Origin of the sequence: Salinisphaera sp. S4-8 (assembly GCF_040361235.1) — a bacterium.
GTDB lineage: Bacteria > Pseudomonadota > Gammaproteobacteria > Nevskiales > Salinisphaeraceae > Salinisphaera.
On the sequence record NZ_APNF01000006.1, the window covers coordinates 95687 to 121045 of the forward strand.

At 62.4% G+C, this 25359-nt stretch carries 20 protein-coding genes and 7 tRNA genes; 24 read left to right on the plus strand and 3 right to left on the minus strand.

Annotated features, from left to right (window positions below; all coding sequences use genetic code 11):
- Positions 1-57 precede the first annotated feature (57 nt).
- The 9 genes from nadA (at position 58) to thiL (ending at position 8086) form a co-directional block, all read left to right on the plus strand.
- Positions 58-1158 carry a quinolinate synthase NadA gene (nadA, locus tag S4A8_RS10705; RefSeq protein WP_353176052.1) on the plus strand — a complete coding sequence of 367 codons (1101 nt, stop codon included), beginning with the start codon at positions 58-60 and terminating at the stop codon, positions 1156-1158.
- Between the two features lie 142 nt (positions 1159-1300).
- Positions 1301-2590 carry a serine hydroxymethyltransferase gene (gene glyA, locus S4A8_RS10710; RefSeq protein WP_353220142.1) on the plus strand — a complete coding sequence of 430 codons (1290 nt, stop codon included), beginning with the start codon at positions 1301-1303 and terminating at the stop codon, positions 2588-2590.
- A gap of 29 nt (positions 2591-2619) precedes the next feature.
- Positions 2620-3138, plus strand: a complete 519-nt coding sequence (gene nrdR, locus S4A8_RS10715; RefSeq protein ID WP_353220143.1) for a transcriptional regulator NrdR — start codon at positions 2620-2622, stop codon at positions 3136-3138.
- Positions 3135-4262 (plus strand): bifunctional diaminohydroxyphosphoribosylaminopyrimidine deaminase/5-amino-6-(5-phosphoribosylamino)uracil reductase RibD, encoded by a 1128-nt coding sequence (ribD, locus tag S4A8_RS10720; RefSeq protein ID WP_353220144.1) that lies wholly within the window; start codon positions 3135-3137, stop codon positions 4260-4262. Before nrdR ends, ribD begins: the two co-directional genes overlap by 4 nt.
- Before the next feature lie 2 nt (positions 4263-4264).
- Positions 4265-4858 carry a riboflavin synthase gene (locus S4A8_RS10725; RefSeq protein WP_353220145.1) on the plus strand — a complete coding sequence of 198 codons (594 nt, stop codon included), beginning with the start codon at positions 4265-4267 and terminating at the stop codon, positions 4856-4858.
- Positions 4859-4948: 90 nt separating this feature from the next.
- Positions 4949-6076, plus strand: a complete 1128-nt coding sequence (gene ribBA, locus S4A8_RS10730; protein WP_353220146.1) for a bifunctional 3,4-dihydroxy-2-butanone-4-phosphate synthase/GTP cyclohydrolase II — start codon at positions 4949-4951, stop codon at positions 6074-6076.
- Positions 6077-6126: 50 nt separating this feature from the next.
- Positions 6127-6597 carry a 6,7-dimethyl-8-ribityllumazine synthase gene (gene ribH, locus S4A8_RS10735; protein ID WP_353220147.1) on the plus strand — a complete coding sequence of 157 codons (471 nt, stop codon included), beginning with the start codon at positions 6127-6129 and terminating at the stop codon, positions 6595-6597.
- An 18-nt stretch (positions 6598-6615) separates the two neighbouring features.
- Entirely contained in the window at positions 6616-7131 is a 516-nt protein-coding gene (gene nusB, locus S4A8_RS10740; RefSeq protein WP_353220148.1) for a transcription antitermination factor NusB, read from the plus strand.
- A 7-nt stretch (positions 7132-7138) separates the two neighbouring features.
- Positions 7139-8086: a thiamine-phosphate kinase gene (gene thiL / locus S4A8_RS10745; RefSeq protein ID WP_353220149.1), complete on the plus strand. Its 948-nt coding sequence runs from the start codon at positions 7139-7141 to the stop codon at positions 8084-8086.
- A gap of 69 nt (positions 8087-8155) precedes the next feature.
- Here thiL and S4A8_RS10750 read toward each other — a convergent pair whose 3' ends face one another.
- Entirely contained in the window at positions 8156-9409 is a 1254-nt protein-coding gene (locus tag S4A8_RS10750) for an ankyrin repeat domain-containing protein (protein ID WP_353220150.1), read from the minus strand.
- A gap of 320 nt (positions 9410-9729) precedes the next feature.
- On the opposite strand from S4A8_RS10750, the gene cysS reads away from it, so the two are divergent.
- On the plus strand, positions 9730-11118 hold the full coding sequence (gene cysS / locus S4A8_RS10755; RefSeq protein WP_353220151.1) for a cysteine--tRNA ligase: 1389 nt from the start codon (positions 9730-9732) through the stop codon (positions 11116-11118).
- A gap of 9 nt (positions 11119-11127) precedes the next feature.
- Here the strand turns inward: cysS and folD are convergent, their stop codons facing one another.
- A complete protein-coding gene (gene folD, locus S4A8_RS10760; RefSeq protein WP_353220152.1) occupies positions 11128-11997 on the minus strand; it encodes a bifunctional methylenetetrahydrofolate dehydrogenase/methenyltetrahydrofolate cyclohydrolase FolD in 870 nt (289 codons plus the stop codon).
- A gap of 485 nt (positions 11998-12482) precedes the next feature.
- On the opposite strand from folD, the gene S4A8_RS10765 reads away from it, so the two are divergent.
- The 14 genes from S4A8_RS10765 (at position 12483) to S4A8_RS10830 (ending at position 23637) form a co-directional block, all read left to right on the plus strand.
- A tRNA-Pro gene (locus S4A8_RS10765) sits at positions 12483-12559 on the plus strand.
- Positions 12560-12594: 35 nt separating this feature from the next.
- Positions 12595-12670: transfer RNA gene (locus S4A8_RS10770), tRNA-Arg, on the plus strand.
- A gap of 477 nt (positions 12671-13147) precedes the next feature.
- A tRNA-His gene (locus tag S4A8_RS10775) sits at positions 13148-13223 on the plus strand.
- A gap of 100 nt (positions 13224-13323) precedes the next feature.
- Positions 13324-13398, plus strand: a tRNA-Lys gene (locus S4A8_RS10780).
- A 169-nt stretch (positions 13399-13567) separates the two neighbouring features.
- Positions 13568-14563, plus strand: coding sequence for an aldo/keto reductase (locus S4A8_RS10785; RefSeq protein ID WP_353220153.1), 996 nt, complete (start codon positions 13568-13570; stop codon positions 14561-14563).
- A 121-nt stretch (positions 14564-14684) separates the two neighbouring features.
- Entirely contained in the window at positions 14685-16010 is a 1326-nt protein-coding gene (tig, locus tag S4A8_RS10790) for a trigger factor (RefSeq protein WP_353220154.1), read from the plus strand.
- Positions 16011-16059: 49 nt separating this feature from the next.
- Positions 16060-16713 (plus strand): ATP-dependent Clp endopeptidase proteolytic subunit ClpP, encoded by a 654-nt coding sequence (gene clpP / locus S4A8_RS10795; RefSeq protein WP_353176032.1) that lies wholly within the window; start codon positions 16060-16062, stop codon positions 16711-16713.
- 98 nt (positions 16714-16811) lie between these two features.
- The gene (gene clpX, locus S4A8_RS10800; protein ID WP_353176030.1) at positions 16812-18089 is read left to right on the plus strand and encodes an ATP-dependent Clp protease ATP-binding subunit ClpX; all 1278 of its coding nucleotides are present in this window, start codon (positions 16812-16814) and stop codon (positions 18087-18089) included.
- Between the two features lie 145 nt (positions 18090-18234).
- Entirely contained in the window at positions 18235-20622 is a 2388-nt protein-coding gene (gene lon, locus S4A8_RS10805) for an endopeptidase La (RefSeq protein WP_353176029.1), read from the plus strand.
- Positions 20623-20842: 220 nt separating this feature from the next.
- A complete protein-coding gene (gene hbs / locus S4A8_RS10810; RefSeq protein WP_006915476.1) occupies positions 20843-21115 on the plus strand; it encodes a non-specific DNA-binding protein Hbs in 273 nt (90 codons plus the stop codon).
- A gap of 43 nt (positions 21116-21158) precedes the next feature.
- Positions 21159-21234: transfer RNA gene (locus tag S4A8_RS10815), tRNA-Val, on the plus strand.
- 12 nt (positions 21235-21246) lie between these two features.
- Positions 21247-21323 (plus strand) — tRNA-Asp (locus tag S4A8_RS10820).
- A gap of 137 nt (positions 21324-21460) precedes the next feature.
- A tRNA-Asp gene (locus tag S4A8_RS10825) sits at positions 21461-21537 on the plus strand.
- A 222-nt stretch (positions 21538-21759) separates the two neighbouring features.
- The gene (locus tag S4A8_RS10830) at positions 21760-23637 is read left to right on the plus strand and encodes a SurA N-terminal domain-containing protein (protein ID WP_353220155.1); all 1878 of its coding nucleotides are present in this window, start codon (positions 21760-21762) and stop codon (positions 23635-23637) included.
- A 913-nt stretch (positions 23638-24550) separates the two neighbouring features.
- On the opposite strand, the gene S4A8_RS10835 is transcribed toward S4A8_RS10830, so the two are convergent.
- The gene (locus S4A8_RS10835; protein ID WP_353176023.1) at positions 24551-25333 is read right to left on the minus strand and encodes an enoyl-ACP reductase FabI; all 783 of its coding nucleotides are present in this window, start codon (positions 25331-25333) and stop codon (positions 24551-24553) included.
- Positions 25334-25359: the final 26 nt, after the last annotated feature.

Sequence of the window (25359 nt, forward strand, 5' to 3'; positions counted from 1 at the left end):
GACGCGCTGGCCCGGTTGTGGTACATTTTCCTGACGATTCGCCGACCGATCATAAGCATGTCTGCAACTGCTTTGGCCTTGCAGGATTTCGCCCGTTACGACGATGCAGCCTGCGATGCGCGTATTCGTGCCGCCAAGGCGGCGCTGGGTTCACGTTGTGCGATTCTGGGTCATCACTACCAGCGCGACGAAGTCTTCGCCCATGCCGATTTCTCGGGCGATTCGCTCAAGCTATCGGCCCAGGCGGCACAATCTGATGCCGAGTACATCGTATTCTGCGGTGTGCATTTCATGGCCGAGGTCGCCGATATCCTCTCGCGCGACGATCAGACTGTGATCCTGCCCGATATGGCGGCCGGCTGCTCGATGGCCGACATGGCCAACTTGCGCAATGTCGAGCGCGCGTGGCGCGAACTCGCCGAGGTGCTAGAGCCGGACGAGGCGATCACGCCGGTGACCTATATCAACTCCGCGGCCGATCTCAAGGCCTTCTGCGGTCGCCATGGCGGCATCGTGTGTACATCATCGAATGCGCGCGGCGTACTGGACTGGTCGTTTTCGCGCCGCGAAAAGGTACTGTTCTTTCCCGATCAGCATCTGGGGCGCAATACCGCCTACGACATGGGCATTGGTCTCGACGAGATGGTGGTCTGGGATTTCGACAAGCCCATGGGCGGGCTAACGGTCGAGCAGATCCGCGCGGCGAAGATGATTCTCTGGAAGGGCTTCTGCTCGGTTCATCAGATGTTTCATCCCAACCACATCAAGAAGTTTCGGGAAGAACACCCGCACGGCAAGGTGATCTCGCATCCCGAAAACGCCTTCGAGGTCTGCCAGGCTTCGGATGTAGTGGGCTCCACGGAAACCATCCTCAAGACGGTGCGGGCCAGCGAGCCGGGCAGCCACTGGCTGGTGGGCACGGAGCTGAATCTGGTCAATCGCCTGCACCACGAAATGGCCGCCAAAGACGTGAAGGTTCAGTTCATGTCGCCGGTGGTGTGCATGTGTTCGACCATGTTCCGGACTGATCCGCAGCATCTGGCCTGGGTGATGGAAAATCTGGCCGAAGGGCATGTCGTGAACCAGATCAAGGTCGACGCCGACGAGGCCCGCGAGGCCAAGGCCGCGCTCGATCTCATGCTCGAAATCACCGCGTAGCGCTGCGTGGGCCCCATATGTGGGGTCGGCCGCGCGTGTGCGCTACACTATGCGCCCCTACAAGCTTCGAAAACGTGTTGGCGAGCGCGAATCGCGCCGCCGTCGCTGTGCTTTTTTCGTACTTCAACCCGAGCATTCGAACATGTTTGATTCTGCCCAGTGCATCGCCGAATTCGACCCGGAACTGGCCGCGGCCATGGCCGACGAGGATCAGCGTCAGGAAGACCACATCGAGCTGATCGCCTCCGAGAACTACACCAGCCCGCGCGTAATGCAGGCCCAGGGCAGCCTGCTGACCAACAAGTACGCGGAAGGCTATCCCGGCAAGCGTTTCTATGGCGGCTGCGAATACGTGGATGTCGCCGAGCAGTTGGCTATCGATCGCGCCTGCAAGCTCTTTGACTGCGATTTCGCCAACGTGCAGCCGCACTCCGGCGCGCAGGCGAACGCGGCGGTCTATCTCGCCTTGGTCAAACCGGGCGACACCATTCTCGGCATGAGCCTGGATGCGGGTGGCCATCTCACCCATGGCGCGGCGCCTAATTTCTCGGGCAAGAATTACAACGCCGTGCAGTACGGGCTCGACCCGGAAACCGGCGAGCTGGACTACGACGAAATTCAGCGTCTGGCCGATGAACACAAGCCGAAGATGCTGATCGGCGGCTTTTCGGCCTACTCGCGTCGTATCGACTGGGCGCGCATGCGTCAGATCGCCGACTCGGTCGGCGCCTGGCTGCTGGTCGACATGGCCCATGTCGCGGGGCTCGTGGCGACCGGCCAATACCCCAGCCCGTTGCCGCATGCCCATGTCGTGACCACGACCACGCACAAGACGTTGCGCGGGCCGCGCGGCGGGCTGATCCTGTCGGCCGCCGGCGACGAAAAACTCTACAAGAAGCTCAACAGCGCGGTTTTTCCGGGCACGCAGGGCGGGCCGCTCATGCATGTGATCGCGGCCAAGGCCGTGGCCTTCAAGGAAGCACTGGAAAGCGATTTCGAAACCTATGCGCGCGAGATCGTGGCCAACGCCCAGGCGATGGCGCAGATCTTTATCGATCGCGGCTATCACGTGGTATCCGGCGGCACCGACAATCATCTGATGCTGGTGAGCCTAGTCAAGCAGGATATTACCGGCAAGGACGCCGAGGAATGGCTCGGCAAGGCGCATATCACCGCGAACAAGAACGCCGTGCCCAACGATCCGCGCTCGCCGTTCGTGACGTCCGGGCTGCGTATCGGCACGCCCGCGGCGACCACCCGGGGCTTCAACGAAGATGATGTGCGCCAGGTTGCGACCTGGATTTGCGACGTGCTCGACGCCCTGGCCAACGACGGCGATATCGCCAGCGAGGCCGACCGGGTGCGCAAGCAGGTCAATGAACTGTGTGCGCGTTACCCGGTATATCGCCAGGCCGCACGCGGCGCCGCCTGAGCCGGGAATAGCGAACAGGGAAGCCGTGCATGCAGTGTCCGTTCTGCGATGAGCGCGCAACGCGCGTGGTCGACTCGCGCCTGGCCGCGGAAGGCAGCCAGGTGCGTCGTCGGCGTGAATGCCCGGCCTGCGGCGCGCGTTTCACCACCTTCGAAACGGCCGAACTGGTGTTGCCGCGTATCGTCAAGAACGACGGCACGCCCGAACCGTTCGACGAGGCCAAGCTGCGTCAGGGCATTACCCGCGCACTCTACAAGCGACCTGTGGCGGCGGAGGCGATCGATACCGCGATCAGCCATATTTTGCAGCGCCTGCGTACCGACGCCGAGCGCGAGGTCGCTTCGCGCCAGCTCGGCGAATGGGTGATGGAAGAGCTGCGCGAACTCGATCAGGTCGCCTTCGTGCGTTTTGCCTCGGTCTACCGGCGTTTCGAGGATGTGCAGGCTTTTCGCGAAGAAATCGAGCGCCTGGAAGCCACGCCCGGCCGGCGTAGCGGTCAGCTATCGCTGATCGACAGTGCCGCCGGCGAGGAGTCCGGCCAGCGATGAGCACAACGCCCGTGCGACAAGCGGTGCATGCCTACTTCATGCAGCGCGCGATCGAGCTGGCGCGGCGCGGCTGGTACACCACCCGCCCGAATCCGCGTGTGGGCTGTGTGATCGTGCGCGGCGAAACCGTGATCGGCGAAGGCTGGCATGAACGTGCGGGCGAAGACCATGCCGAAAAAGCCGCACTCGCGGATGTCGAACGCCGTGGCGATAACGCCCGGGGTGCCACCGTCTATGTCACCCTCGAACCCTGCAGCCATACCGGGCGTACCGCGCCCTGTGTGGATGCGCTGATCGGCGCGGGTGCGGCTCAGGTGATCGTCGGCGCCACCGATCCGAACCCTAAGGTCAACGGGCAGGGCATAGCCCGCCTGCGCGATGCCGGTATCGAGGTGATCGCCGATGTGGTGGCCGATCGTTGCCGCGCGCTCAATCCAGGGTTCGAAAAACGCATGCGCGAAGGCAGGCCACGCGTGCGTGTAAAGCTGGCAATGAGTCTCGATGGACGTACGGCGGCGGCCGATGGCAGCAGCCAGTGGATTACCGGCGATGTCGCCCGCGACGATGTGCATCGGCTACGCGCGGAAAGCGGCGCGGTCATGGTCGGGCGCGGTACCCAGCAGGCCGACGACCCGGGACTGAATGTTCGTCTCAAGGGCGAATGGCCACAGCCGCTGGCGGTGGTGCTCGATACCCATCTGGCGATGTCGGCCAGCGCCCGGCTGTTCGAAACGGCGGCCGGGGTGCTCGTCTATACCGCCAGCGGCGATCGCGCGCGCATCGATGCGCTGGAACAGGCCGGGGCGCAGGTGGTATCCATCGATACCCACGACGATCGTGTCGATCTGGACGCGGTCCTGGCCAATCTCGGTCAACGCGAGATCAACGACGTGCTGGTCGAATCCGGGCCCCAGCTGGCCGGTGCGCTGGCCGAGGCCGGGTTGGTGGACGAATATGTAATCTATATGGCGCCCAAGCTGTTGGGCGATGGCGGGCGCGGCCTGCTGCACATGCCCCGGATCGGCTCGATCGCCGATGCGCGTCAGCTGGCCATCGATACCGTCGAACCGGTCGGCGCGGACTGGCGTATTACCGCGCGCCCGGCCGCCATGCAAAAGGACTGACCATGTTTACCGGCATCATCAAGGGTTTCGGCCGTGTCGCAGCACTGGAAGCGCGCGGTGGCGATACGCGTATCGTCATCGACGCCGGCGATACCGATCTCGGCACGGTTGCGATCGGCGACAGTATTGCCGTATCCGGCGTGTGCCTGACCGCGGTCGAGCTGGACGGAAGCACCTTCGCTGCCGACGTCTCGCAGGAAACCTTGTCGCTGACCACGCTCGGCGCGCTGGACGTGGGTAGCGCGGTCAACCTGGAAGGCGCGCTGCGCGCGGGCGAGCCGCTGGGCGGGCATCTGGTGTCCGGTCATGTGGATGGCTTCGGCGTGCTCGAAGCGCGGGAGCAGGATGCCCGCTCCTGGCGACTGACGTTTTCGGTGCCGTCGCATCTCGCACGCTTTTTTGCCCCCAAAGGCTCGGTGTGCGTGGACGGCATCAGCCTGACCGTCAACGAGGTCGAAGGCGATCGTTTCGGCGTCAATATCGTGCCGCATACGATGTCGCATACCACGCTCGGCGAGCGTGCCGTGGGCGATCGTGTGAATCTGGAAATCGATGTCATCGCGCGCTATCTGGCGCGACTGATCGCGACCGACTGAATCCCTGTCCCGCGGTGGTAGACTGCGCCGCGGCATGCGTATGCATGCCCGCTTCGGCGTTCGTATCCCCTGTTTTCAAAGGAATCCGCTATGGCCATCAGCCCGATCGAAGAGGTCGTGGACGACATGCGCAACGGGCGCATGGTGATCATGCTCGACGACGCCAATCGCGAGAATGAAGGCGACCTGATCATGGCCGCCGAATGCGTACGTCCCGAAGACATCAACTTCATGGCGCGCTACGGTCGTGGACTGATCTGTCTGACGCTTACCCGCGAGCGTTGTCGCCAGCTGCATCTGCCGTTGATGGTCGCAGCCAGCGACGAGGCCCAGTCGACCAATTTCACGTTATCGATCGAAGCCGCCGAGGGCGTGACCACCGGTATTTCCGCCCACGACCGCGCCCAGACGGTGCGTGCGGCAGTTAAGCGCGACGCGCAGCCGTCGGATCTGGTCCAGCCAGGGCATATCTTTCCGTTGATGTCGCAGCCGGGCGGCACGCTCGCGCGCGCCGGTCATACCGAAGCCGGCTGCGATCTCGCCCGGCTGGCCGGCCTGGAGCCGGCATCGGTGATCGTCGAGATTCTCAACGAAGACGGCACCATGGCGCGCCTGCCGGATCTCGAGCAGTTTGCTGCCGAGCACGATATCAAGCTGGGCACGATTGCCGATCTGATCCGGTATCGCATCGAGAACGAACGCACCGTGGTACGGGTGACCGAGTCCAAGGTCGAGACCGAATTCGGCCCGTTCACGCTGTATTCCTTCGAAGACGAAGTCGACAAGGTGCTGCATTTCGCGATGGTGCGCGGCGAAATCGATGCTGAGACGCCGACGCTGGTGCGGGTGCATGTACGCAATACGCTCGCCGACATGCTGGGCGTGCGCCACGGCGATTTCGGCTGGCCGCTGCGCGACACGCTCGCGCGCGTGGCCGAAGAGGGCTGTGGCGTGGTCGTGATCCTGCGCAAGCCGGAAACCGCGCGTGAGCTGATTGAGCGTATTCGCATCGTCGAAGGCAACGCACCATCGCAGGCGCCGGACGGTGCGGGCGACGAAAGCCGTATCCTGCGGACCTACGGCGTGGGCGCCCAGATTCTTACCGATCTGGGCGTGCGTCGGATGCGCGTACTATCGGCACCGATGCGCCTGCAGGGGATTTCCGGCTTCGGCCTCGAAGTCGTCGAATACGTTCAGGGTAAGCACGACACGCAATAAATCGCGGGCGTCGTGCGATAATATCGATCGGAATCAAAAGGGCGGCCATCATGCGCAGCATTCAAGGAGAATTCGACGGCGACGGTTTGCGTATCGCCATCGTGTGTACTCGCTGGAACGACGATATCGTCGATCGACTGGTCGACGGCGCGCTCGACGTCCTCAACGACTGCGGCGTGGACGACAGCGATATCACCCTCGTGCGCGTGCCCGGCGCGTTCGAATTGCCGCTGGCGGTCGACCGGCTCGCCGACGGCGAGGATTACGACGGCATTATCGCCCTCGGGGCAGTGATTCGCGGCGAAACCCCGCATTTCGATTTCGTTGCGGGCGAGTGTGCCAAGGGTCTGTCGGCGACCGCGCTCGAATACGGTGTGCCGGTGGGTTTTGGCGTGATCACCGCCGACAATGCCGAACAGGCCGATGCGCGCGCCCAGCCCGACGAAGATCACAACAAGGGCGCAGAGGCGGCCAGCGCGGTGGTCGAAATGGCATCACTGCTGCGCATGATCGGCGAATAGCGCGAAAAGAGCACCGACGTGATCATCAACGACGACCAGGTTCAATACGAATCCCAGGAAACCGACGGCCCGGATCAGGACGAGCTGCCGACGCCCGCGCGCGTGCCCGGCGGCGCACGCATTCGCGCGCGCATGGCGGCGGTGCAGGCGATCTACCAATGGCGCATGAGCGGTACCGATCTCGGCGATCTGATCCTGCAATTCGCCCAGGCGGGGCGGCTGCGCGAACTCGATCGCGAGTATTTCGAAACACTGCTGCGCGGTGTGGTCTACGACGTCAGTGCGCTGGAAGCGGCCTTCGACCCGTATCTGAGCCGGCCGGCGGTGCAGCTGGACCCGGTGGAATACGCGATTCTGCTGCTGGCCACCTTCGAATTGCGCGATCGTGTCGAGATTCCGTTTGCGGCTATCATCAACGAGGCCACGAACCTCGCCAAGACCTTTGGCGCGACCGATGGGCATCGCTTCATCAACGGCGTGCTGGATGCGACCGCGCGCTCGCTGCGAGCCAGCGAGATCCAGGCGCGCAAGTAACGCCTTCATGCGCGAATTCGCGCTTGTCGACCGGCTGGCGCAGCGCCTGAACCCGCACCGGGCTGATACGCGGCTGGGCATCGGCGATGACGCCGCTCTGATCGCGCCACCGCCAGGCCAGGAACTGGCCATCACTACCGACACGCTCATTGCCGGGCGCCATTTTCCAAACGATACGACCGCGTTCGATATCGGCTACAAGGCGCTTGCGGTCAACTTGTCGGATCTCGCGGCGATGGGTGCAGCGCCCGCATGGGTAACGATCGCGCTCGCCGCGCCCGAACTCGATGCCGACTGGTGCGATGCATTGCTTGACGGCGCACTGGCTGCTATTGGCGGTGCTTCGGTGGACATCATCGGCGGGGACACCACCCGCGGTGAACTCGCGCTTACGATTACCGCGATCGGCTGCGTGCCACCATCGGCGGCGCTGCGCCGCAGCGGTGCGCGTGTGGGGGATTTGATCGCGGTCACCGGTACGCTCGGCGATGCGGCCTATGGTCTGCAGTGCTGGGACGCGCGTGCCAGCGCGAGCCAGGATCAGCAGGCATGTATCGCGCGTCTGACCCGCCCGAGCTGGCGCACGGGGTGGGCGTTGCGTGGCCTGGCCAGCGCGGCGATCGATGTCTCCGACGGGCTGGCGGCCGATCTCGGCCATATCCTGAACGCGAGCGGTGTCGGCGCCTGCGTGAATATCGACGCATTGCCGGCCTCGTCGGCGCTGGCGCGTGCATGCGATCGCGATCACCAGCGCCGGCTGCAATTCGCCGGTGGCGACGACTACGAGCTATGCATCACGCTCGCCGACAGTGCGCTCGACAGCGCCCGCGCCGCGCTCGATTGTCCGTTGACGGTAATTGGCCGCGTCGAGGCTGAAGCCGGGCTGCGCGTCGTCGATGGCGAGGGACGTCCGTGGGACGTCGAAGATACCCGCGGCTGGGACCATTTTGCTTAGTTTCCCTGGGCTTGACGCCTGACTTAGTAGTCGAAGTGCGCAGCGCAGAGCCGCCGCTTTCGGGCGCGCTCAATAGCGGCCGCAGGCGGGCTGAAAACCCAGTGTACAGGCGCGATCGAAATAGCCGCTGGCCTGGTCGGACTCGCCCAGTCCGCTGCGGCTCTCGCCGAGCAGAAACAGCGCTCTTGGATTGTCGGGCTGGTTTGCGAGCAAGGGCTCAAGCGCGTTGATCGCGCGCTGGTAGCGCCCGTCGTCGACATAAAGACGGGCCAGGGCTTCCTGTATCGCAGCGGACTCGGGGGCCAGGGCATGGGCCTGGCGGTAGTCGAGTTCGGCCTGATCACGCTGGCCGCGCGCGGCCAGGGCCAGGCCGCGGCGATAGTAGGCCTGGGCGGCTTTGGGTCGCAGCGCGATGGCCGCGCTGAACTCGTCGATGGCGTCATCGAAACGGGCTTCGGAAAATGCCGTCCGCCCGCGTTTGATCGCCGCGTCGGCTGCATAGCGCTGATAGCCATTCGCGCCGTTGGCCACCAGCAGGTCGGCGATAGCCGGCTCGTCGTGATTCAGCGCGTAGGCCAGTGGTGCAACGCCCGCGGCAGCCGCCTCGGGGTCGGCACCGCGGGCCAGCAACAGGCGGACGGCATCGCTATGGCCACCGACCACGGCCTGGAACAGGGCGGTGCGCCCGTGATCGTTACGGGCTTCAATATCCGCGCCCAGATCGAGCAGATAGCCGATCATGGGTTGATGACCGGAACGTGCGGCCATGATCAGCGGCGTATTGTGCTCGTGATCCGTGCGCCGGGGGTCGGCGCCGGCGGCCACCAGGATATGCGCAATTTCCGTGTTGCCCTGTTCCGGTTGCCAGGCGGATACCCAGAGTGGTGTTTGTTCCCATTTGTTGGCGGCATCGGCGTTCGCGCCCGCGGCGATCAGGGCGCGGGCAATAGCCGGGTGATAGGCCTCGGCGGCCCAATGCAGGGCGGTAAAGCCATTGCGTCCGTCGCGCGCTTCCAGCTCGGCGTGGTGCCGGATAAGCGTACGCACGGCGGCGAGGCTGCCATATTCGGCGGCGATATTCAGTGGGGTCTGGCCGCGCGGGGTGCGCAGGTTCGCCGACAGCCCGTTGTCGAGTGCCGCGTTAATGGCGCTGACATCATCGCGGGCCGCGGCATAATGCAGGCACTGCCAACCTGCGTGTTGTTCGCGCACCGCATCCACCGCGCGCGTGGCGAGACAGCCGATATCGCGATAGGGGTCGAGCGCGAGCGCGGCAAGCACGCCGGCTACGCCAATCACCACGATCGCGATTACCGTTTTCATAAGTCTATAGTAGGAGCCTGCAGCGGATAAACCAAACAGGCCCGGCCGGCCGTTGAATACGCGTGGTTTGGCGACACAGACGTCCTGGCACGCCGAGAACGAGGCGGATTTCCAGTCGCGAAGTGGCGACGTTCGCGCCATTTTTGGTCTTCGGGCGGCCAGCCCCGATGGTGTTCTCCCACCCCGCGCGCCGATCGCGCCTTGCCCATCGTGAAATCGGCGATCGCGGCGCGACGGTCGCCGTTGATATACGGCATGACTTGCGCGAGTCGGTAGACTGTGGCGCTTGCCTCGTGTCCCAACAGCGACGTTTTCGCCCCATGATCGAACTGCACGACAGCCTCAGCGGCCAGCGCCAGCCTCTCGAAACCCTCGAGCCGGGTCATGTACGACTTTATGTTTGCGGCGTAACGGCCTATGACTACTGCCATCTTGGCCACGCGCGGGTAATGATCGTGTTCGATATGTTCGTGCGCTATCTGCGCGCGATGGGGTGGCGGGTGACTTACGTGCGCAATGTCACCGATATCGACGACAAGATCATCAACCGCGCAAATGAAACCGGGGATACGCCCGATGCGATCGCCGCACGCTTCACCCAGGCCATGCGCGAAGACGAAGCCGCGCTGGGGCTGACCGCGCCCACCGCGGAGCCCACCGCGACCGGCCACGTTGCCCAGATCATCGCCATGATCGAGCGCCTGATCGAAAACGGCGCGGCCTATGCCAGCGATAACGGCGATGTGTATTACGACGTGAGCACGTTCGAAAACTATGGCGCGCTGTCGGGCCGGCGCATGGCCGACCTGCGTGCCGGTGCGCGGATCGCAGTCAACGAAGCCAAGACCGATCCGCTGGATTTCGTGCTCTGGAAAGCAGCCAAACCCGACGAGCCGAGCTGGGATTCGCCCTGGGGCCAGGGCCGGCCCGGCTGGCATATCGAATGCTCGGCGATGTCCACGCATTGCCTGGGGGCGAGTTTCGATATCCACGGCGGCGGCCTGGATCTTCAGTTCCCGCACCATGAAAACGAGATTGCCCAGAGCGAGGCGGCGACCGGCCAGCGCTATGTCACCACCTGGATGCATAACGGCTTCGTGACCGTCGACGACGAAAAGATGTCGAAATCGCTCGGCAACTTCCTGACCATTCGCGATGTGCTCGCCCGGTACGACGCCGAAACCGTGCGCTATTTCGTGCTGGCCACGCATTATCGGAGTCCGCTGGCCTATAACGCCGATGCCATGGACGCTGCCACCAGTGCGTTGTCGCGGCTTTATACCGCCTTGCGCGATGTGGCGCCGGTGGACGGGGCAAACGCGGCCGCCGATGCGTTCGAAACACGTTTCACCGACGCGATGGCCGATGATCTGAATACGCCGGCGGCGATTGCGGTGTTGTTCGAAATGGCGCGTGAGTGCCAGCGCCTGAAAGGCGAAGACGCGCAGGCTGCCGGTGCGATCAGCGCGCGGTTGGCCGGGTTGGCCTCCCGTATTGGCCTGCTCGAACAATTACCCCAGGCGTTCCTGCAGGGCCAGGCCGGCGACGACGGGTTGAGCGCGGATACGATCGAGGCCATGCTCGCGCAACGTCGCCAGGCCCGCGCGGATAAGGATTTTGCGCGTGCCGATGAAATCCGCGATGAACTCACCGGTCAGGGCATTGTGCTCGAAGACGGCCCCCAGGGAACACTCTGGCGCCGCGGTTGAACCCGCGCGTTAACCCTCGGCCGTAGCCTGCTCACGCAGCTCGGCCGCGCGCAGGGTGTTGCTCATGAGCATGGCGACGGTCATGGGGCCGACGCCGCCGGGTACGGGCGTAATCCATGCCGCGCGCTCGGCGGCGGCTTCGAATTCGACATCGCCCACGAGCTTGCCGGAATCCAGGCGGTTCATGCCCACATCGATCACGGTTGCGCCTTCGCGGATCCATTCGCCCTTGATCAGGCCCGGCTTGCCCACGCCGACCACCAGAATCTCGGCTTGACCGACTTCGTATTCGAGATCACGGGTAAAACGATGGCAGACAGTGGTGGTCGCCCCCTTGAGCAGGAATTCGAGCGCCATCGGTCGGCCTACGATATTGGACGCGCCCACGACCACGGCCTGGCGGCCGCGAAAGGGCTCCTCGACGGATTCCAGTAGCCGTACGATACCCAGCGGTGTGCAGGCACGCAGTTGCGGCACGCGCTGGGCGAGCCGGCCGACGTTGTAGGGGTGAAAGCCGTCAACATCCTTGTCCGGCCGTACCCGCTCGATGACCTTGGTCGCATCGATATGCGCCGGCAACGGCAGCTGCACGAGCACGCCGTCGATCGTATCGTCGTCATTGAAGCGGTCGATCAGCTTGAGCAGCTCGGCCTGCGAGATGTCGGCGTCGGGATAGACGGCCTGCGAAACAAGTCCCGCCTGCTGGCAGGCTTCGATCTTCTTGCCGACATAAATCTTCGAGGCGGGATCGCTGCCGACCAGAATGACGGCGAGCCCGGGGGCGCGCTGTCCGCGCGCAAGGCGTTGTTGCACCGCATCGCGTACGGCATGACGAAAATCCTGGGCGATCTGCTTGCCGTCGATAAGGCGGGCGGCCATGGGCATCAAGGCGGTTGGGAAAAGTGCGCGGATTTTCGCACGCTCCGCGAAGGGCCACAATTTGGCTGGGCGAATCCAGCCATCTGCAGGCGATGCTCGCATGCCGGGCGGCGACCAGATAGAATTCGCCGCGCCGGCCGCAAGCGCATCGCATTTGCAACGCCGAGAAACGAACGTTTCGAGGCGGGGGTACTTGGCGAAGCGCAAGCTGAGCTCAGTAACAGACTGCTCGCAGAGCAGGTGCGAAAATGCGGTATTGTGTCGGCCGCTTTTGCGAAAGCTTGGAAAGACAATCGGGGTATGGCGCAGTCTGGTAGCGCACCTGCTTTGGGGTTGGTCGTATACGACCAACGCCGAGGAACGCATGTTTCGAGGCCGGGTTACTTAGCGAAGCGCAAGCTGAGCTTAGTAACAGACTGCTCGCAGAGCAGGTGCGAAAATGCGGTATTGTGTCGGCCGCTTTTGTGAAAGCTTGGAAAGACAATCGGGGTATGGCGCAGTCTGGTAGCGCACCTGCTTTGGGAGCAGGTGGTCGCAGGTTCAAATCCTGCTGCCCCGACCATTCCTAATCCACCGCTTGCAAACGGTCACTTTTTTGCGCCCGTAGCTCAGGGGATAGAGCAACGGCCTTCTAAGCCGTCGGTCGCTGGTTCGAATCCAGCCGGGCGCGCCATTGGTATAGGCCGCCGCAGCGCGGCCTATACCAATGGCCTATTCGACTCGCCATTCGAACCAGCGACAAATAAACAAGCATGGTTCGACGGATGCGCGCAGCGCATCCGAACAGGGCGGCGCCAGCCGCACTGGCCCGAAGGGTGAGCCGGCTTCAGCCGGCGAATAATCCAGCCGGGCGCGCCATTGGTATAGGCCGCCGCAGCGCGGCCTATACCAATGGCCTATTCGACTCGTCATTCGAACCAGCGACAAATGGACAAGCATGGTTCGACGGGTGCGCGCAGCGTAGCCGGCGAATAACTGGGTTCCAGATCCGTAACGCCTCGGCGCCGGGTCGGGAAAAACGGCCGGTTGGGTAACAAATGCGTTGATTGGCGATGCAGGGGTAGCATCGCGGCCCGAACATGACTAGAATACGCCGCCTGCGCCGAGCAGGCTTCGCTTTGGCGGGGTGTGGCGCAGGTTGCTTTCGATGGTGGGCGTAGCTCAGTTGGTAGAGCCCCGGATTGTGATTCCGGTCGTCGTGGGTTCGAGTCCCATCGTCCACCCCATTCCTGTCATGGCAGGTTGGCGAAGGCAGTATCGACGCTTATCATGGCGTCGCGCGATCGCCTGATCGCGAAAGGATGCCGGCAGCGCCGGGTCACGGATGGGCCGTTAGCTCAACGGTAGAGCAGTTGACTCTTAATCAATTGGTTGAAAGTTCGAATCTTTCACGGCCCACCAATTTTTCCTGACGGCTTCGCCGTGCTTTCCGCACTGTCTTGCGCCGCATGGCTCGAGCCGCTTACCCGATATCGTCTTCGCGTACATATCGAGCGCCGATGGCTGTTGAATGCCGGCCCAGCGCACCCATTTCCATGGCTGTACATCCGAAAGGACAAGAGCTGCGTCCATGGAAACACTCGATCTGAACGGCAACGGCGTTGTCGCATCGCGCATTGGTCTGGGCACCTGGGCTATTGGTGGCTGGATGTGGGGCGGCACCGATGAAGCCGAATCCATCCGCACCATCCAGAGCGCGCCCGACCACGGCATTACGCTTATCGATACCGCGCCGGTGTACGGTTTTGGCCGTTCCGAGGAGATTGTCGGCAAGGCGGTCAAACAGGGCGGCCTGCGCGACAAGGTGACGCTGGCCACCAAATGCGCGCTCGAATGGGATGCCAAAGAGCGGGTGGCGCGCAACGCCACCAAGAATCGCATCCTCAAGGAGGCCGACGATTCGCTGCGTCGTCTGGATACCGACTATATCGATCTGCTGCAGATTCACTGGCCGGATCCGAACGTCGATATGTATGAAACGGCGAGCGCGATGGCCACCCTGCGCGAGCAGGGCAAGATTCGGGCCGTGGGTGTGTCCAACTTTACCCCCGAGCAGCTGGACGCGTTCAGCGAAGTGACCACGATCGACGTGGTACAGAATCCCTACAACCTGTTCGAACGCCAGATCGACGAAGACGTTCTGCCGTGGGCGCGTGAGCACGACACGCGTCTGCTTGCCTACGGCGCGCTCTGCCGGGGTCTGCTGTCCGGTCGCATGCATGCCGACCGCGAATTCCCCGGCGACGATCTTCGCAACAACGATCCCAAGTTCCAGCAGCCGCGCTTCGACCAGTATCTGGCGGCGGTCAACGAGCTGGAGCAGTTCGCCCAGGATAACTATGGCAAGCAGGTGCTTGATCTGGCTATTCGCTGGGTGCTTGATCAGTATCCGAACAGCGTCGCACTCTGGGGCGCTCGCAAGCCCGAGCAGCTCGAGGCGGTCGATAACGTCTGGGGCTGGCAGCTGGATGAGGCGGCCCGGCAGCAGATCAAGGAGATCGTTGATCGGAACGTGGTCGACCCGGTGGGCCCCGAATTCATGGCGCCGCCGGCACGCGAGAAATAACGGATACGCGCGGTTTCACGAGCGGGCTGGCCAGCCTTGATATACTCGTGGGTCAATATTCGCAGCAGCGCCCGCAATCCGGCGGCGCTGTACATACCAGACGATTGGATAGAGGTAGTTAATGGACGTTTCTGTTGAGAATCCCGGTGGGCTGGCCCGTCGCCTCAAGGTTCAGATCCCGGCCGAGCGGGTCAGCGAAGCGGTCGACGCCAAGGTCAAGCGCGTCGGTCAGCACGCCAAGATTCCGGGTTTTCGACCGGGCAAGGTGCCGCTGAAGGTGCTGTATCAGCGCTACGGCGCCCAGGCGCGCCAGGAAGCCGCCGGTGAACTGATCCAGAGCGTCTATCCGGAAGCGATTGAAAAAGCCGAGCTCAAGCCGGCCGGCCAGCCGCAGATCGAGCTCGGCGAAGTCAACGAAGACGGCCCGCTCGAGTTCACCGCCAGTTTCGATGTGTATCCGGAAATCGAACTCACCGGTCTCGACGGCCTGACCGTGGAAAAGCCGGTGGTCGAAGTCACCGATGCCGATATCGACAAGACCATCGATCGCATTCGCGAACAGAACAAGACCTACGAAGCGGTCGATCGCGAGTCGCAGGACGGCGACCAGGTGGTCGTCGATTATGTCGGTCGTATCGACGGCGAAGCCTTTGAAGGCGGCACCGGCAACGATATCGAAGTCAATATCGGCGAGCAGCAGTTCCTGCCCGATCTGGAGCGCGCGCTGGTGGGCCGCAAGGCCGACGAGCAGTTCGACGTGGATGTGTCCTTCCCCGAGGACTACGGCGCCAAGGATCTGGCCGGCAAGACGGCGACTTTCGATGTCACCGTCAAGGCCGTCAAGGAAGCCAAGCTGCCCGAGATCGACGACGAATTCCTCAAGCAGATGGGTATCGAGGAAGGCGGCGTCGATGCGCTCAAGGACAAGGTGCGCGAATCGCTGGAGCAGGAAGCCAAGCACGCGGTCGATACCAGTGTGAAGACCCAGGTCATGGACGGCGTACATGCCGCCAACCCGATCGAAGTGCCCGAGTCGATGGTGGCCCAGGAAATCGATCGCATGCGCAAGGAAGCCTTGCAGCGCATGCCGCGCGAAATGCAGGGTGACGAAGAACAGGCCAAGAAGCTGCTGCCCGACGAAGTACTGCGTGAAAACGCCGAACGTCGCGTGGCCCTGGGTCTGCTGATCGCCGAGATCATCTCCGAAAAAGAGATCGAGCTCGATCAGGAGCGCGTCTCCCAGAAGATGGAAGAGGTCGCGGCCGGCTACGGCGATCAGGCCGAACAGGTCAAGGCCTATTACCAGCAGAACCCGCAGCTCATGCAGGGCCTGCAGGCGATGGTCATGGAAGAGCAGGTGGTCGATACGCTGCTCGAAGGCGCGACTGTGACTGAAAAAGAGACCGAGCTCGACGAACTACTCAACGCCCAGCGTCAGAACGGCTGATCGAGGCCGGGCCTCGACAACCCTGACCTGGCAAGGAAAGCCAAAGTCTATGTCAGAACATAACGACAACATGCAGCCCCAGAATCTGGGGCTGATTCCGATGGTCATCGAACAGACCGCCCGCGGCGAGCGCTCGTTCGATATCTACTCGCGTTTGCTCAAGGAGCGCGTGATTTTCTGCGTGGGCCCGGTCGACGACCATATGGCCAACCTCATCGTCGCCCAGCTGCTGTTCCTGGAGTCCGACAACCCGGACAAGGATATTCAGCTGTATATCAACTCGCCGGGCGGCGTGATTACGGCCGGGATGTCGATTTACGACACCATGCAGTTCATCAAGCCTGACGTGGCCACGATGTGCCTGGGCCAGGCAGCCAGCATGGGCGCGGTATTGCTCGCCGGTGGGGCGCAGGGCAAACGCTATGCGTTGCCGAATTCGCGGGTGATGATCCACCAGCCGCTGGGCGGCTTTCAGGGTCAGGCCACGGATATCGAAATCCATGCCCGCGAGATCCTGCATGCGCGCGAGCGGCTCAATGAGGTGCTCGCTCACCATACCGGTCAGCCGCTGGACAAGATCAAGCAGGACACCGAGCGCGATTTCTTCATGAGTGCGAAGGACGCCACGGAATACGGTGTGATCGACGATGTGCTGAGTTCGCGTGCAGCACTTTCGGCCCAGGCTGCCGATAAGAACAAGTAAGCGCTTGCACGCCCGCGGATGTAAATTCCGTGACAAGCGTTTACCCGGTGTGCCATACAGGGCGTATGGCAGGCCCAGACTGAAGAGGTCCTAAGAACATGGCGGAAGACTCCAACAGCAACGGCGGCTCGAATTCCAACTCCGGGCGTACCCTCTATTGCTCGTTCTGTGGCAAGAGCGAGCACGAGGTCCGCAAGCTGATCGCCGGTCCGTCGGTATTCATCTGCGACGAGTGCGTGGATCTGTGCAACGACATCATGCGTGAGGAACTCGCGAGCAAGCCGGCCAAGAAAGGCCTGCCCAGCCCGCAGGAAATCAAGCGCGTGCTCGACGATTACGTGATTGGCCAGGAGTCGGCCAAGAAGATTCTGGCCGTAGCGGTGTACAACCACTACAAGCGCCTGAATGCCGAAACCGGCGAGGGCGAAGTCGAACTGCAGAAGTCCAACATTCTGATGATTGGCCCGACCGGCTGCGGCAAGACGCTGCTGGCCGAAACGCTCGCGCGTCTGCTGGATGTACCGTTCGCAATCGCCGATGCCACCACGCTTACCGAAGCCGGCTATGTCGGCGAGGACGTGGAAAACATCATTCAGAAGCTCCTGCAGAAATGCGATTACGATGTCGACAAGGCTCAGCGCGGCATTGTTTATATCGACGAAATCGACAAGATTTCGCGTAAGTCGGAAAACCCCTCGATCACGCGTGATGTCTCGGGTGAGGGCGTACAGCAGGCGCTGCTCAAGCTCATCGAGGGCACCACGGCTTCGGTGCCGCCGCAGGGCGGGCGCAAACACCCGCAGCAGGAATTCCTGCAGGTCGACACAAGCGGCATTCTGTTCATCGTCGGCGGCGCGTTTGCCGGGCTGGACAAGACGATTCAGACGCGCGAAGGCCGTTCCGGGATCGGTTTCTCGGCCGAGGTCAAGGGCCAGGACGACCAGCGCTCGCTGGGAGCGATGCTGGCCACCGTCGAACCCGAGGATCTGGTCAAGTACGGCCTGATTCCGGAATTCGTCGGCCGTCTGCCGGTGATCGCCACGCTCGAAGAGCTGGATGAAACGGCGTTGATCTCGATTCTGCGTGAGCCCAAGAACGCGTTGACCAAGCAGTATGCGAAGCTCTTCGAGATGGAAGACTGCGAGCTGGAACTGCGCGAAGACGCACTGCGGGCGATCGCCCACCGCGCCATGGAGCGCAAGACCGGCGCGCGTGGTCTGCGTACGATTCTCGAGTCGATTCTGCTCGATGTCATGTACGAGCTGCCGGCCATGGAGAATGTTTCCAAGGTCGTGGTCGACGAGGCGGTGGTGAAGGGCGATGCCCAGCCGTATATCGTCTATGAAAACGCCGACGCGACGCGCGCTGGCGCCTGAAGCTGCGAGCACGGCGTGCAATGCGCCGTCGGCGGCTGTGCGGTTGGTCGCCGTGCCGATTGAAAACGGTACGGTCAGCCGCATTCTTAATAGTTAAATACACAGTGGCCGGCATCATGCCGGCCGCTTTTTAAGCGAGGGTCCAATGACGGACAACACCCTGGTACCTGTTCTGCCGCTACGGGACGTCGTCGTCTTTCCTCATATGGCGATTCCGCTGTTTGTCGGGCGCGAGAAGTCGATCACCGCGCTCGAAGCAGCGATGGCCGAAGACAAGAAAATCCTGCTGGTCGCCCAGCGCTCGGCGGATATCGACGATCCGGGCGCCGACGATATTTACGAAGTCGGCACACTTGCGTCCATCCTGCAGCTGCTCAAACTGCCCGACGGCACGGTCAAGGTGCTCGTCGAAGGCGCGGATCGCGCCCGTCTGCACGATCTGCATGAAGCCGATGGCAGCCTCATGGCCAGCTGGGACGTCATCGACGACGATGCCGACGACAGCGCCGAAGCCGATGCGCTCATGCGCTCGGCGATTTCTACGTTCGAATCCTATGTGAAGCTCAACAAGAAGGTGCCGGCCGAGTTGCTGCCCTCGCTGTCGAGCATGGACTCGATCGGGCGGCTGGCCGATACCATCGCCGCGCATCTCAACCTCAAACTCGAGGAGCGCCAGGACGTGCTCGAAATCGCGGACGCCCAGGCGCGTCTCGAGCACATCGTGGCCAAGACCGATGCCGAGATCGAGGTCCTGCAGATCGAAAAGAAGATCCGCGGCCGCGTGAAGCAGCAGATGGAGCGCAGCCAGCGCGAGTACTATCTCAACGAGCAGATGAAGGCCATCCAGAAGGAACTGGGTGAAATCGACGACGCGCCGAACGATCTCGACGAACTCGAAGAGAAGATCGAGAAGGTCGGCATGCCCAAGGAGGTCAAGAAAAAGGCCACCACCGAGTTCAACAAACTCAAGAGCATGTCGCCGATGTCGGCCGAGGCCACGGTCGTGCGCAACTATCTCGACTGGCTCGTCGATGTGCCGTGGAAGAAGCGCTCCAAGACCAAGATCGACCTCAAGACCGCGCAGGAAACGCTCGACGCGGACCACTACGGTCTGGAGCGCGTCAAGGAGCGCATCATCGAAAACCTCGCGGTGCAGAGCCGCGTAAAGAAGATCAAGGGCCCGATTCTGTGCCTGGTCGGCCCGCCGGGCGTGGGCAAGACCTCGCTGGGCCGTTCGATCGCCAAGGCGACGAATCGCGAATTCGTGCGCATGAGTCTGGGCGGGGTACGCGACGAGGCCGAGATCCGCGGTCATCGGCGCACCTATATCGGCTCGCTGCCGGGCAAGATCATCCAGAACATGGCCAAGGTCGGCGTGCGCAACCCGCTGTTTCTGCTCGACGAAGTCGACAAGATGGCCCAGGACTTCCGCGGCGACCCGGCTTCGGCTTTGCTGGAAGTGCTCGACCCGGAACAGAACAACACCTTTGGCGACCACTATCTCGAGGTCGACTACGACCTGTCGCAGGTGATGTTCGTGTGTACCGCGAATACGCTCAATATCCCGCCGGCCTTGCTCGATCGTATGGAGGTCATTCGTCTTTCGGGCTATACCGAGGATGAAAAGGTCAATATCGCCGAGCGCTATCTGGTGCCCAAGGCGATGAAGGAAAATGGCCTCGAGGACGAGGAACTGACCATTTCCGACAACGCGCTGACCGACGTCATTCGTCGCTATACGCGTGAAGCCGGCGTGCGTAATCTCGAACGCGATATCAGCAAGATCTGTCGCAAGGTCGTCAAGGAACTCATCAGCCACGAAAAAGACGGCTCGGTGCAGGTATCCAAGCGCAACCTCGACAAGTATCTGGGCGTGCCCAAGTTCCGTTACGGCCGCGCGGAGGAAAACGACCGCGTGGGCCAGGTGACCGGTCTTGCCTGGACCGAAGTCGGTGGCGAACTGCTGTCCATCGAGTCGGCCGCCGTGCCCGGCAAGGGCAAGCCGCTGCATACCGGCTCGCTGGGTGACGTGATGCAGGAATCCATCCAGGCCGCGCTGACCGTGATTCGTTCGCGCGCAGCGGCGCTGGGGATCGAGCGCGACTTCATGCAGAAATCGGATCTGCATGTGCACGTACCCGAAGGCGCAACCCCCAAGGATGGGCCGAGCGCGGGCATCGGCATGTGTACATCGATGATCTCTGCGCTCACACAGATCCCGGTACGCGCGGACGTGGCGATGACCGGCGAAATCACGCTCAGAGGCGATGTGCTGCCCATTGGCGGGCTCAAGGAGAAACTCCTGGCCGCGCATCGCGGTGGTATCAAGATCGTCGTCATCCCGCACGAAAACACCAAGGATCTCGCGGAGATACCGGCCAACATCAAGAACCGGCTCGATATTCGCCCGGTGCGCAAGATCGACGAAGTCCTCGAGATCGCGCTCACTCGCAAGCCGCAGCCGCTGGCCGACGACGGTACGGCACCCGACAATCCGGGCAAGAGTGATCCGGCGGGTCTGCGGGCCCATTAGTCGCCTGTGGGCAACAGATCGCAACGAGGTGTAACCCTTTGTTGACGGTACAAAGAGCCGCTTGGTATAACAGCGGCTTATTGTTCGCGGCCGGGCGTTTGAAAGCGCCTTCGCGAACGCGCATGGTCGGCGATGCGTTCGCCATCGGGCGTATTTGCGGGGCGTCGGTTTAGCCGGCGCCTTATCGAATTCTCGTTTCATTCCTCAGGGGATATTTGCTATGAACAAAACCGAACTAGTCGACGCGGTGGCTGATGATGCCGATCTGTCCAAGGCCGACGCTTCCCGCGCCGTGGACGCCATGATCGACGCCGTGACCGACGCCCTGAAGAAAGGCGATAAAGTGTCGCTGGTCGGCTTTGGCGTGTTCTCCGTGCGCGAGCGCGCCGCCCGCCAGGGTCGCAACCCGAAGACCGGTCAGTCGATCACGATTCCCGCCGGCAAAACTCCTGGTTTCAAGGCTGGTAAAGCGTTGAAAGACGCTGTAAACTAGCGCGCCTTCGCTGGGTGAACGGTTACACCGAACACGCCGGAGAGGGTGCTTAGCTCAGTTGGTAGAGCGTCGCCTTTACACGGCGAATGTCGGCGGTTCGAATCCGTCAGCACCCACCAAGTGAAAGTTTCGGAGCGGTAGTTCAGCTGGTTAGAATGCCGGCCTGTCACGCCGGAGGTCGCGGGTTCGAGTCCCGTCCGCTCCGCCAGTCTCAATCGATGGTGACATCGGTTAGGGCAAATCAAAGGCCCTCGCCTTGAGGGTCTTTTTTTGTTCCCGGCCGTATCGGGCATTGCATCGAATACAGAATGTATTCGTTCACAACGTTCGAACGGTCTTGTATACGGAGCGGTAGTTCAGCTGGTTAGAATGCCGGCCTGTCACGCCGGAGGTCGCGGGTTCGAGTCCCGTCCGCTCCGCCAGTCTTTGGCGATGTGTACATCGCCCCGGACGTATCGAAGGCCCTCTGCGGAGGGCCTTTTTTATGTGCGCAATACAGGCCGTGGCCGCCCGTCGCGCCATATTGGCCGTGGGGCCTCCCAAGGGCGGCGCGTATACGGCACAATGGCGGCTTCGAAAAAAGCGCGGTCAAGGCCTGCTTTGGTCAGCGTCTTAGCTAGAGTTTTTCCGCCGGAGCGCGATCCATGCTGCAAAGAATTCGCGACAACGCCAGTGGCCCCTTGGCCTATGTCGTCGTTGCCGTTATTACCCTGGTGTTCGGTGTCTGGGGGATCGGCTCCTATTTCACCCCCTCTGCGGACCCGGTGGTCGCCAACGTCGGTGGCACCGATATCACGCGTAACCAGCTCGAGAATGCCTATCAGCAGCGTTATCAGCGCCTGCGCAAGATGATGGGGGATAATTTCGACCCCAGTATTCTCGATCCGCAGCGCCTGCGCGCAACCGTGCTCGAGGGCCTGATCAATCGCGAAGTCATGGACCAGTACGCGCAGCAGGCCGGCTATCGGATCACAGACGCCGCGCTGCTTGGTGCGATCCGCAACAATCCCCAGTTTCAGCAAAACGGCGAGTTCTCGCCGCAGCGCTATCGCGCATTGCTCGCCCAGGCCGGCATCGCGCCAGCGCAATACGAGGCCAGCCTCCGTCAGGATCTGACCAGCCGCCAGTTGCGTAACGAGATCACCGACAGCGCGTTTGCGGCGCCGGCAGAGGTCGACCAGGCCTATCGTCTGGCCAACCAGCAACGCCGTTTGCGCTATCTGGCCTTCGACCCGGCGAATTATCGCGACGGTATCGAAGTCAGCGATGCCGATATCCAGACCTATTACGACGAGCATCCGGACGCTTTCAAACGCCCGGAGCGGGTCAAGCTCAGCTATGTTTCGCTCGACCGAGGTAATGCCGCAGCGGACGCCGGTGAAGCGGACGAGCAGACCCTGCGTACACTATTCGAACAGAATAAACAGCAGTTCGGCGAGCCCGAGCGTCGCAGCGGCGGTTTCATCCGTGTGCCGATTGGTCAAAATGCCGATACGGCACGCGATACGATCCAGCAACTCGCCTCCGCCGAGGGCGATCTCGAAACCCGTGCCGCAGCGGGCGAGGGCGTGGACTACGAATCGATCGATAGCGCCACCGCGGCCGACCTGCCGGAGGCGGTCGCAAACACGCTATTCGAACTCAAGCCGGACACGACCTCGTCGCCGGTCAAGGGGAGCAACGCCTGGTATCTGGTGCATCTGTCGAAGATCACGCCGGTCAGCGAGGCCGATTTCGACGAGCCCGAGGTCCAGGCGCAACTCAAAGCCATTGCCCAGGGGCAGCAGGCACAACAGGCTTACAGCGACAAAAGCGATCGGGTCGAATCGCTGGCCTACGAGGCACCCAACGACCTGAAAACCCTGGCCGACGAACTGGGGCTCAAGATTCAGACCACGGACTGGATCACCCGCGACCAGGGCCCGGGCATTGGCCAGTACGATGCCGTTCGCAAGGCCGCGTTTTCCGATGCGGTACTCAAGGACAAGCTCAACAGCACGCCCATCCAGCTCGGCGCCGAGCGTCAGATCGTGGTGCGTGTAAGCGAGCACGAGCCGGCCACACGCCGGCCCCTGGCCGAGGTCAAGGACGATATCCGCGAGCGCGTGATTGCGCGTCAGGCCAGCGCCAAGGCACAAGACGCTGCCGATGCCGCGCTGGAAAAGGCCAAGGCGGGTACGCCGCTGCAAACGCTGGCCGCCGACGGTGCGACCCTCGAGCAGAAAGGCTTCGTCCAGCGCTCCGATCGCCAGATTGATCCGCGTATTCTCGAGGCGGCGTTCAATATCTCTCAGCCCAGCGAAGACAGTCCGGGTTTTCGTGTCACGCCGACGCGGGACGGGCGTATCGCGCTGGTCGCGGTCGACGCGTTGCGCGAGGCGCCGGCCGACGAGGCAGGCACGCCACGCGAGCGCTTCGCCAGTCAGCAACGCCAGTACATGGCCGGGCTCGAATATGCCGTGCTGGGCGAGTATCTGCGCACGCAGACCGATATCGAAATCAACGAAGATCGTATCAACTAGGCGGGCGGGCAAAAGAAAGCCGCGGCGCGATAACGCCGCGGCTTTTTCGTGCCCGATAGTCTGTTTCAGACGCCATGCGGGCCACTCGTAACCGGCGGGGGGGCGACGTGACGGCATGGGCGGGGCGTAACAAGACAGCGTGTAACGTGTGTGCTGCCTGTGCGCGAAGAAATACCGTCCGCAAATCATCGCAGCCGCAGACAGCGGCGGTCTTGGTTACGTACAGAGCTCAGCAGGCGGCGTGAACGTTCGACCACGCGCATTTAGAGGGCTCGGCCCCGTTGCTGTATTCCCGTGCCTTCGCGTTCGCTTACGGCCAACCTACCTGCTTGAGGACAACCCGCTAGGTTTATCCAATCAAGAAGCTATTGATCCGCAGATTACGCCGATGACGTAGATTTATTGATTTGAACGGGGCGGGTAATCGACTGCATTGGCACCTTGGCTTTGATGGCACTCGCGGTAAGGCAGGGTCCGCAGATCGACACAGATCCCACATATCGAAGACAAAACGTTGTGGTCGTCCGATTTCTACTCGCAGAGGCCCGCTTCTTGATCTGTGTAATCTGCGAAATCTGCGGATTTCCCGAAGAGCGAAGCCATCACACGGTCGACTACCGAAATCCGTCTATAACGACGAGGACCGTGTGCGGATAGCCTTTAGTCAACGGCACGAACAGCGGACCACCTGGCCTTCGAGCGATCTGTCTGTCGTCTTATTCGCGTGTATTCGCGTGTATTCGCGTTCATTTGCGGACGACTCGCCTGCTTGAGACCTGCCAGCGGCGTAATTGATTGGGCCGGGTCGAGGCATTTGACTGCATTGGCGCCCTGGCACGGGCTTAAGCGGGCGCCGCTAACGAAAAAGCGGCCCGAAGGCCGCTTTTTGTAACCGCGATTCCAGGCGGTGGTTTCAGGCGCCGGCAGTTGCGCCCATGATGTGATAACCGGCATCGACATATAGCACTTCGCCGGTAATACCGGAGGCCAGATCGGAGCCGAGAAACGCTGCCGCATTGCCGACTTCTTCCTGGGTGACGTTACGGCGCAGCGGCGCACCCTCGCGGGCATGCGAAAGCATGTCGCGGAAACCGCGGATGCCGGCTGCGGCCAGGGTCTTGATCGGGCCGGCCGAAATCGCGTTCACGCGGATGCCCTCGGCACCCAGTTCTGCTGCCATGAAACGCATGCTCGACTCGAGGCTGGCCTTGGCCGGGCCCATGATGTTGTAGCCGGGCATGACATGGGTCGAGCCGAGATAGGTGAGGGTGATCAGCGAGGCGCGATCCGAAAGCATCGACCGTCCCGCCTTGGCCAGGGCGCCGAAGCTGTAGGCGCTGATATCGTGGCTGATACTGGCGGCTTCACGCGTGAGCGTATCGAGATAGCTGCCGTTGAGTGCCTCGCGCGGTGCAAAGCCGATCGCGTGTACGAGAATATCGATCTGCGACCAGTGTTCGCCAAGCGAGGTGAACAAGGCCTCGATCTGCGCGTCCTGGGCGACGTCGAGCGGCAGGGTGATCGTTGCGCCGAGTTCCTCGGCCATCTTTTCCACCCGCGGTTTGAGCTTTTCACCCTGATAGGTGAGTGCGATTTCCGCACCCTGTTCGCGCATCGCCTGGGCGATGCCATATGCGATCGAGCGCTCGCTGGCCAGGCCCGTAATCAGCGCTTTCTTGCCTTCTAGAAATCCCATGTCTGCTCCTCTAAGCGTCGCGCCGT

Excerpts from the sequence above, each read along its gene's own strand:
- hbs (WP_006915476.1), top strand. The coding sequence starts at position 20,843 with ATGAACAAAACCGAACTAGTCGACGCGGTGGCTGATGATGCCGATCTG.
- clpX (WP_353176030.1), top strand. The coding sequence starts at position 16,812 with ATGGCGGAAGACTCCAACAGCAACGGCGGCTCGAATTCCAACTCCGGG.
- folD (WP_353220152.1), bottom strand. The coding sequence starts at position 11,997 with ATGGCCGCCCGCCTTATCGACGGCAAGCAGATCGCCCAGGATTTTCGT.
- ribH (WP_353220147.1), top strand. The coding sequence starts at position 6,127 with ATGCGCAGCATTCAAGGAGAATTCGACGGCGACGGTTTGCGTATCGCC.
- ribBA (WP_353220146.1), top strand. The coding sequence starts at position 4,949 with ATGGCCATCAGCCCGATCGAAGAGGTCGTGGACGACATGCGCAACGGG.
- tig (WP_353220154.1), top strand. The coding sequence starts at position 14,685 with ATGGACGTTTCTGTTGAGAATCCCGGTGGGCTGGCCCGTCGCCTCAAG.
- thiL (WP_353220149.1), top strand. The coding sequence starts at position 7,139 with ATGCGCGAATTCGCGCTTGTCGACCGGCTGGCGCAGCGCCTGAACCCG.
- clpP (WP_353176032.1), top strand. The coding sequence starts at position 16,060 with ATGTCAGAACATAACGACAACATGCAGCCCCAGAATCTGGGGCTGATT.
- nrdR (WP_353220143.1), top strand. The coding sequence starts at position 2,620 with ATGCAGTGTCCGTTCTGCGATGAGCGCGCAACGCGCGTGGTCGACTCG.
- S4A8_RS10830 (WP_353220155.1), top strand. The coding sequence starts at position 21,760 with ATGCTGCAAAGAATTCGCGACAACGCCAGTGGCCCCTTGGCCTATGTC.
- glyA (WP_353220142.1), top strand. The coding sequence starts at position 1,301 with ATGTTTGATTCTGCCCAGTGCATCGCCGAATTCGACCCGGAACTGGCC.
- nadA (WP_353176052.1), top strand. The coding sequence starts at position 58 with ATGTCTGCAACTGCTTTGGCCTTGCAGGATTTCGCCCGTTACGACGAT.
- lon (WP_353176029.1), top strand. The coding sequence starts at position 18,235 with ATGACGGACAACACCCTGGTACCTGTTCTGCCGCTACGGGACGTCGTC.
- ribD (WP_353220144.1), top strand. The coding sequence starts at position 3,135 with ATGAGCACAACGCCCGTGCGACAAGCGGTGCATGCCTACTTCATGCAG.
- S4A8_RS10750 (WP_353220150.1), bottom strand. The coding sequence starts at position 9,409 with ATGAAAACGGTAATCGCGATCGTGGTGATTGGCGTAGCCGGCGTGCTT.
- S4A8_RS10785 (WP_353220153.1), top strand. The coding sequence starts at position 13,568 with ATGGAAACACTCGATCTGAACGGCAACGGCGTTGTCGCATCGCGCATT.
- S4A8_RS10835 (WP_353176023.1), bottom strand. The coding sequence starts at position 25,333 with ATGGGATTTCTAGAAGGCAAGAAAGCGCTGATTACGGGCCTGGCCAGC.
- cysS (WP_353220151.1), top strand. The coding sequence starts at position 9,730 with ATGATCGAACTGCACGACAGCCTCAGCGGCCAGCGCCAGCCTCTCGAA.
- S4A8_RS10725 (WP_353220145.1), top strand. The coding sequence starts at position 4,265 with ATGTTTACCGGCATCATCAAGGGTTTCGGCCGTGTCGCAGCACTGGAA.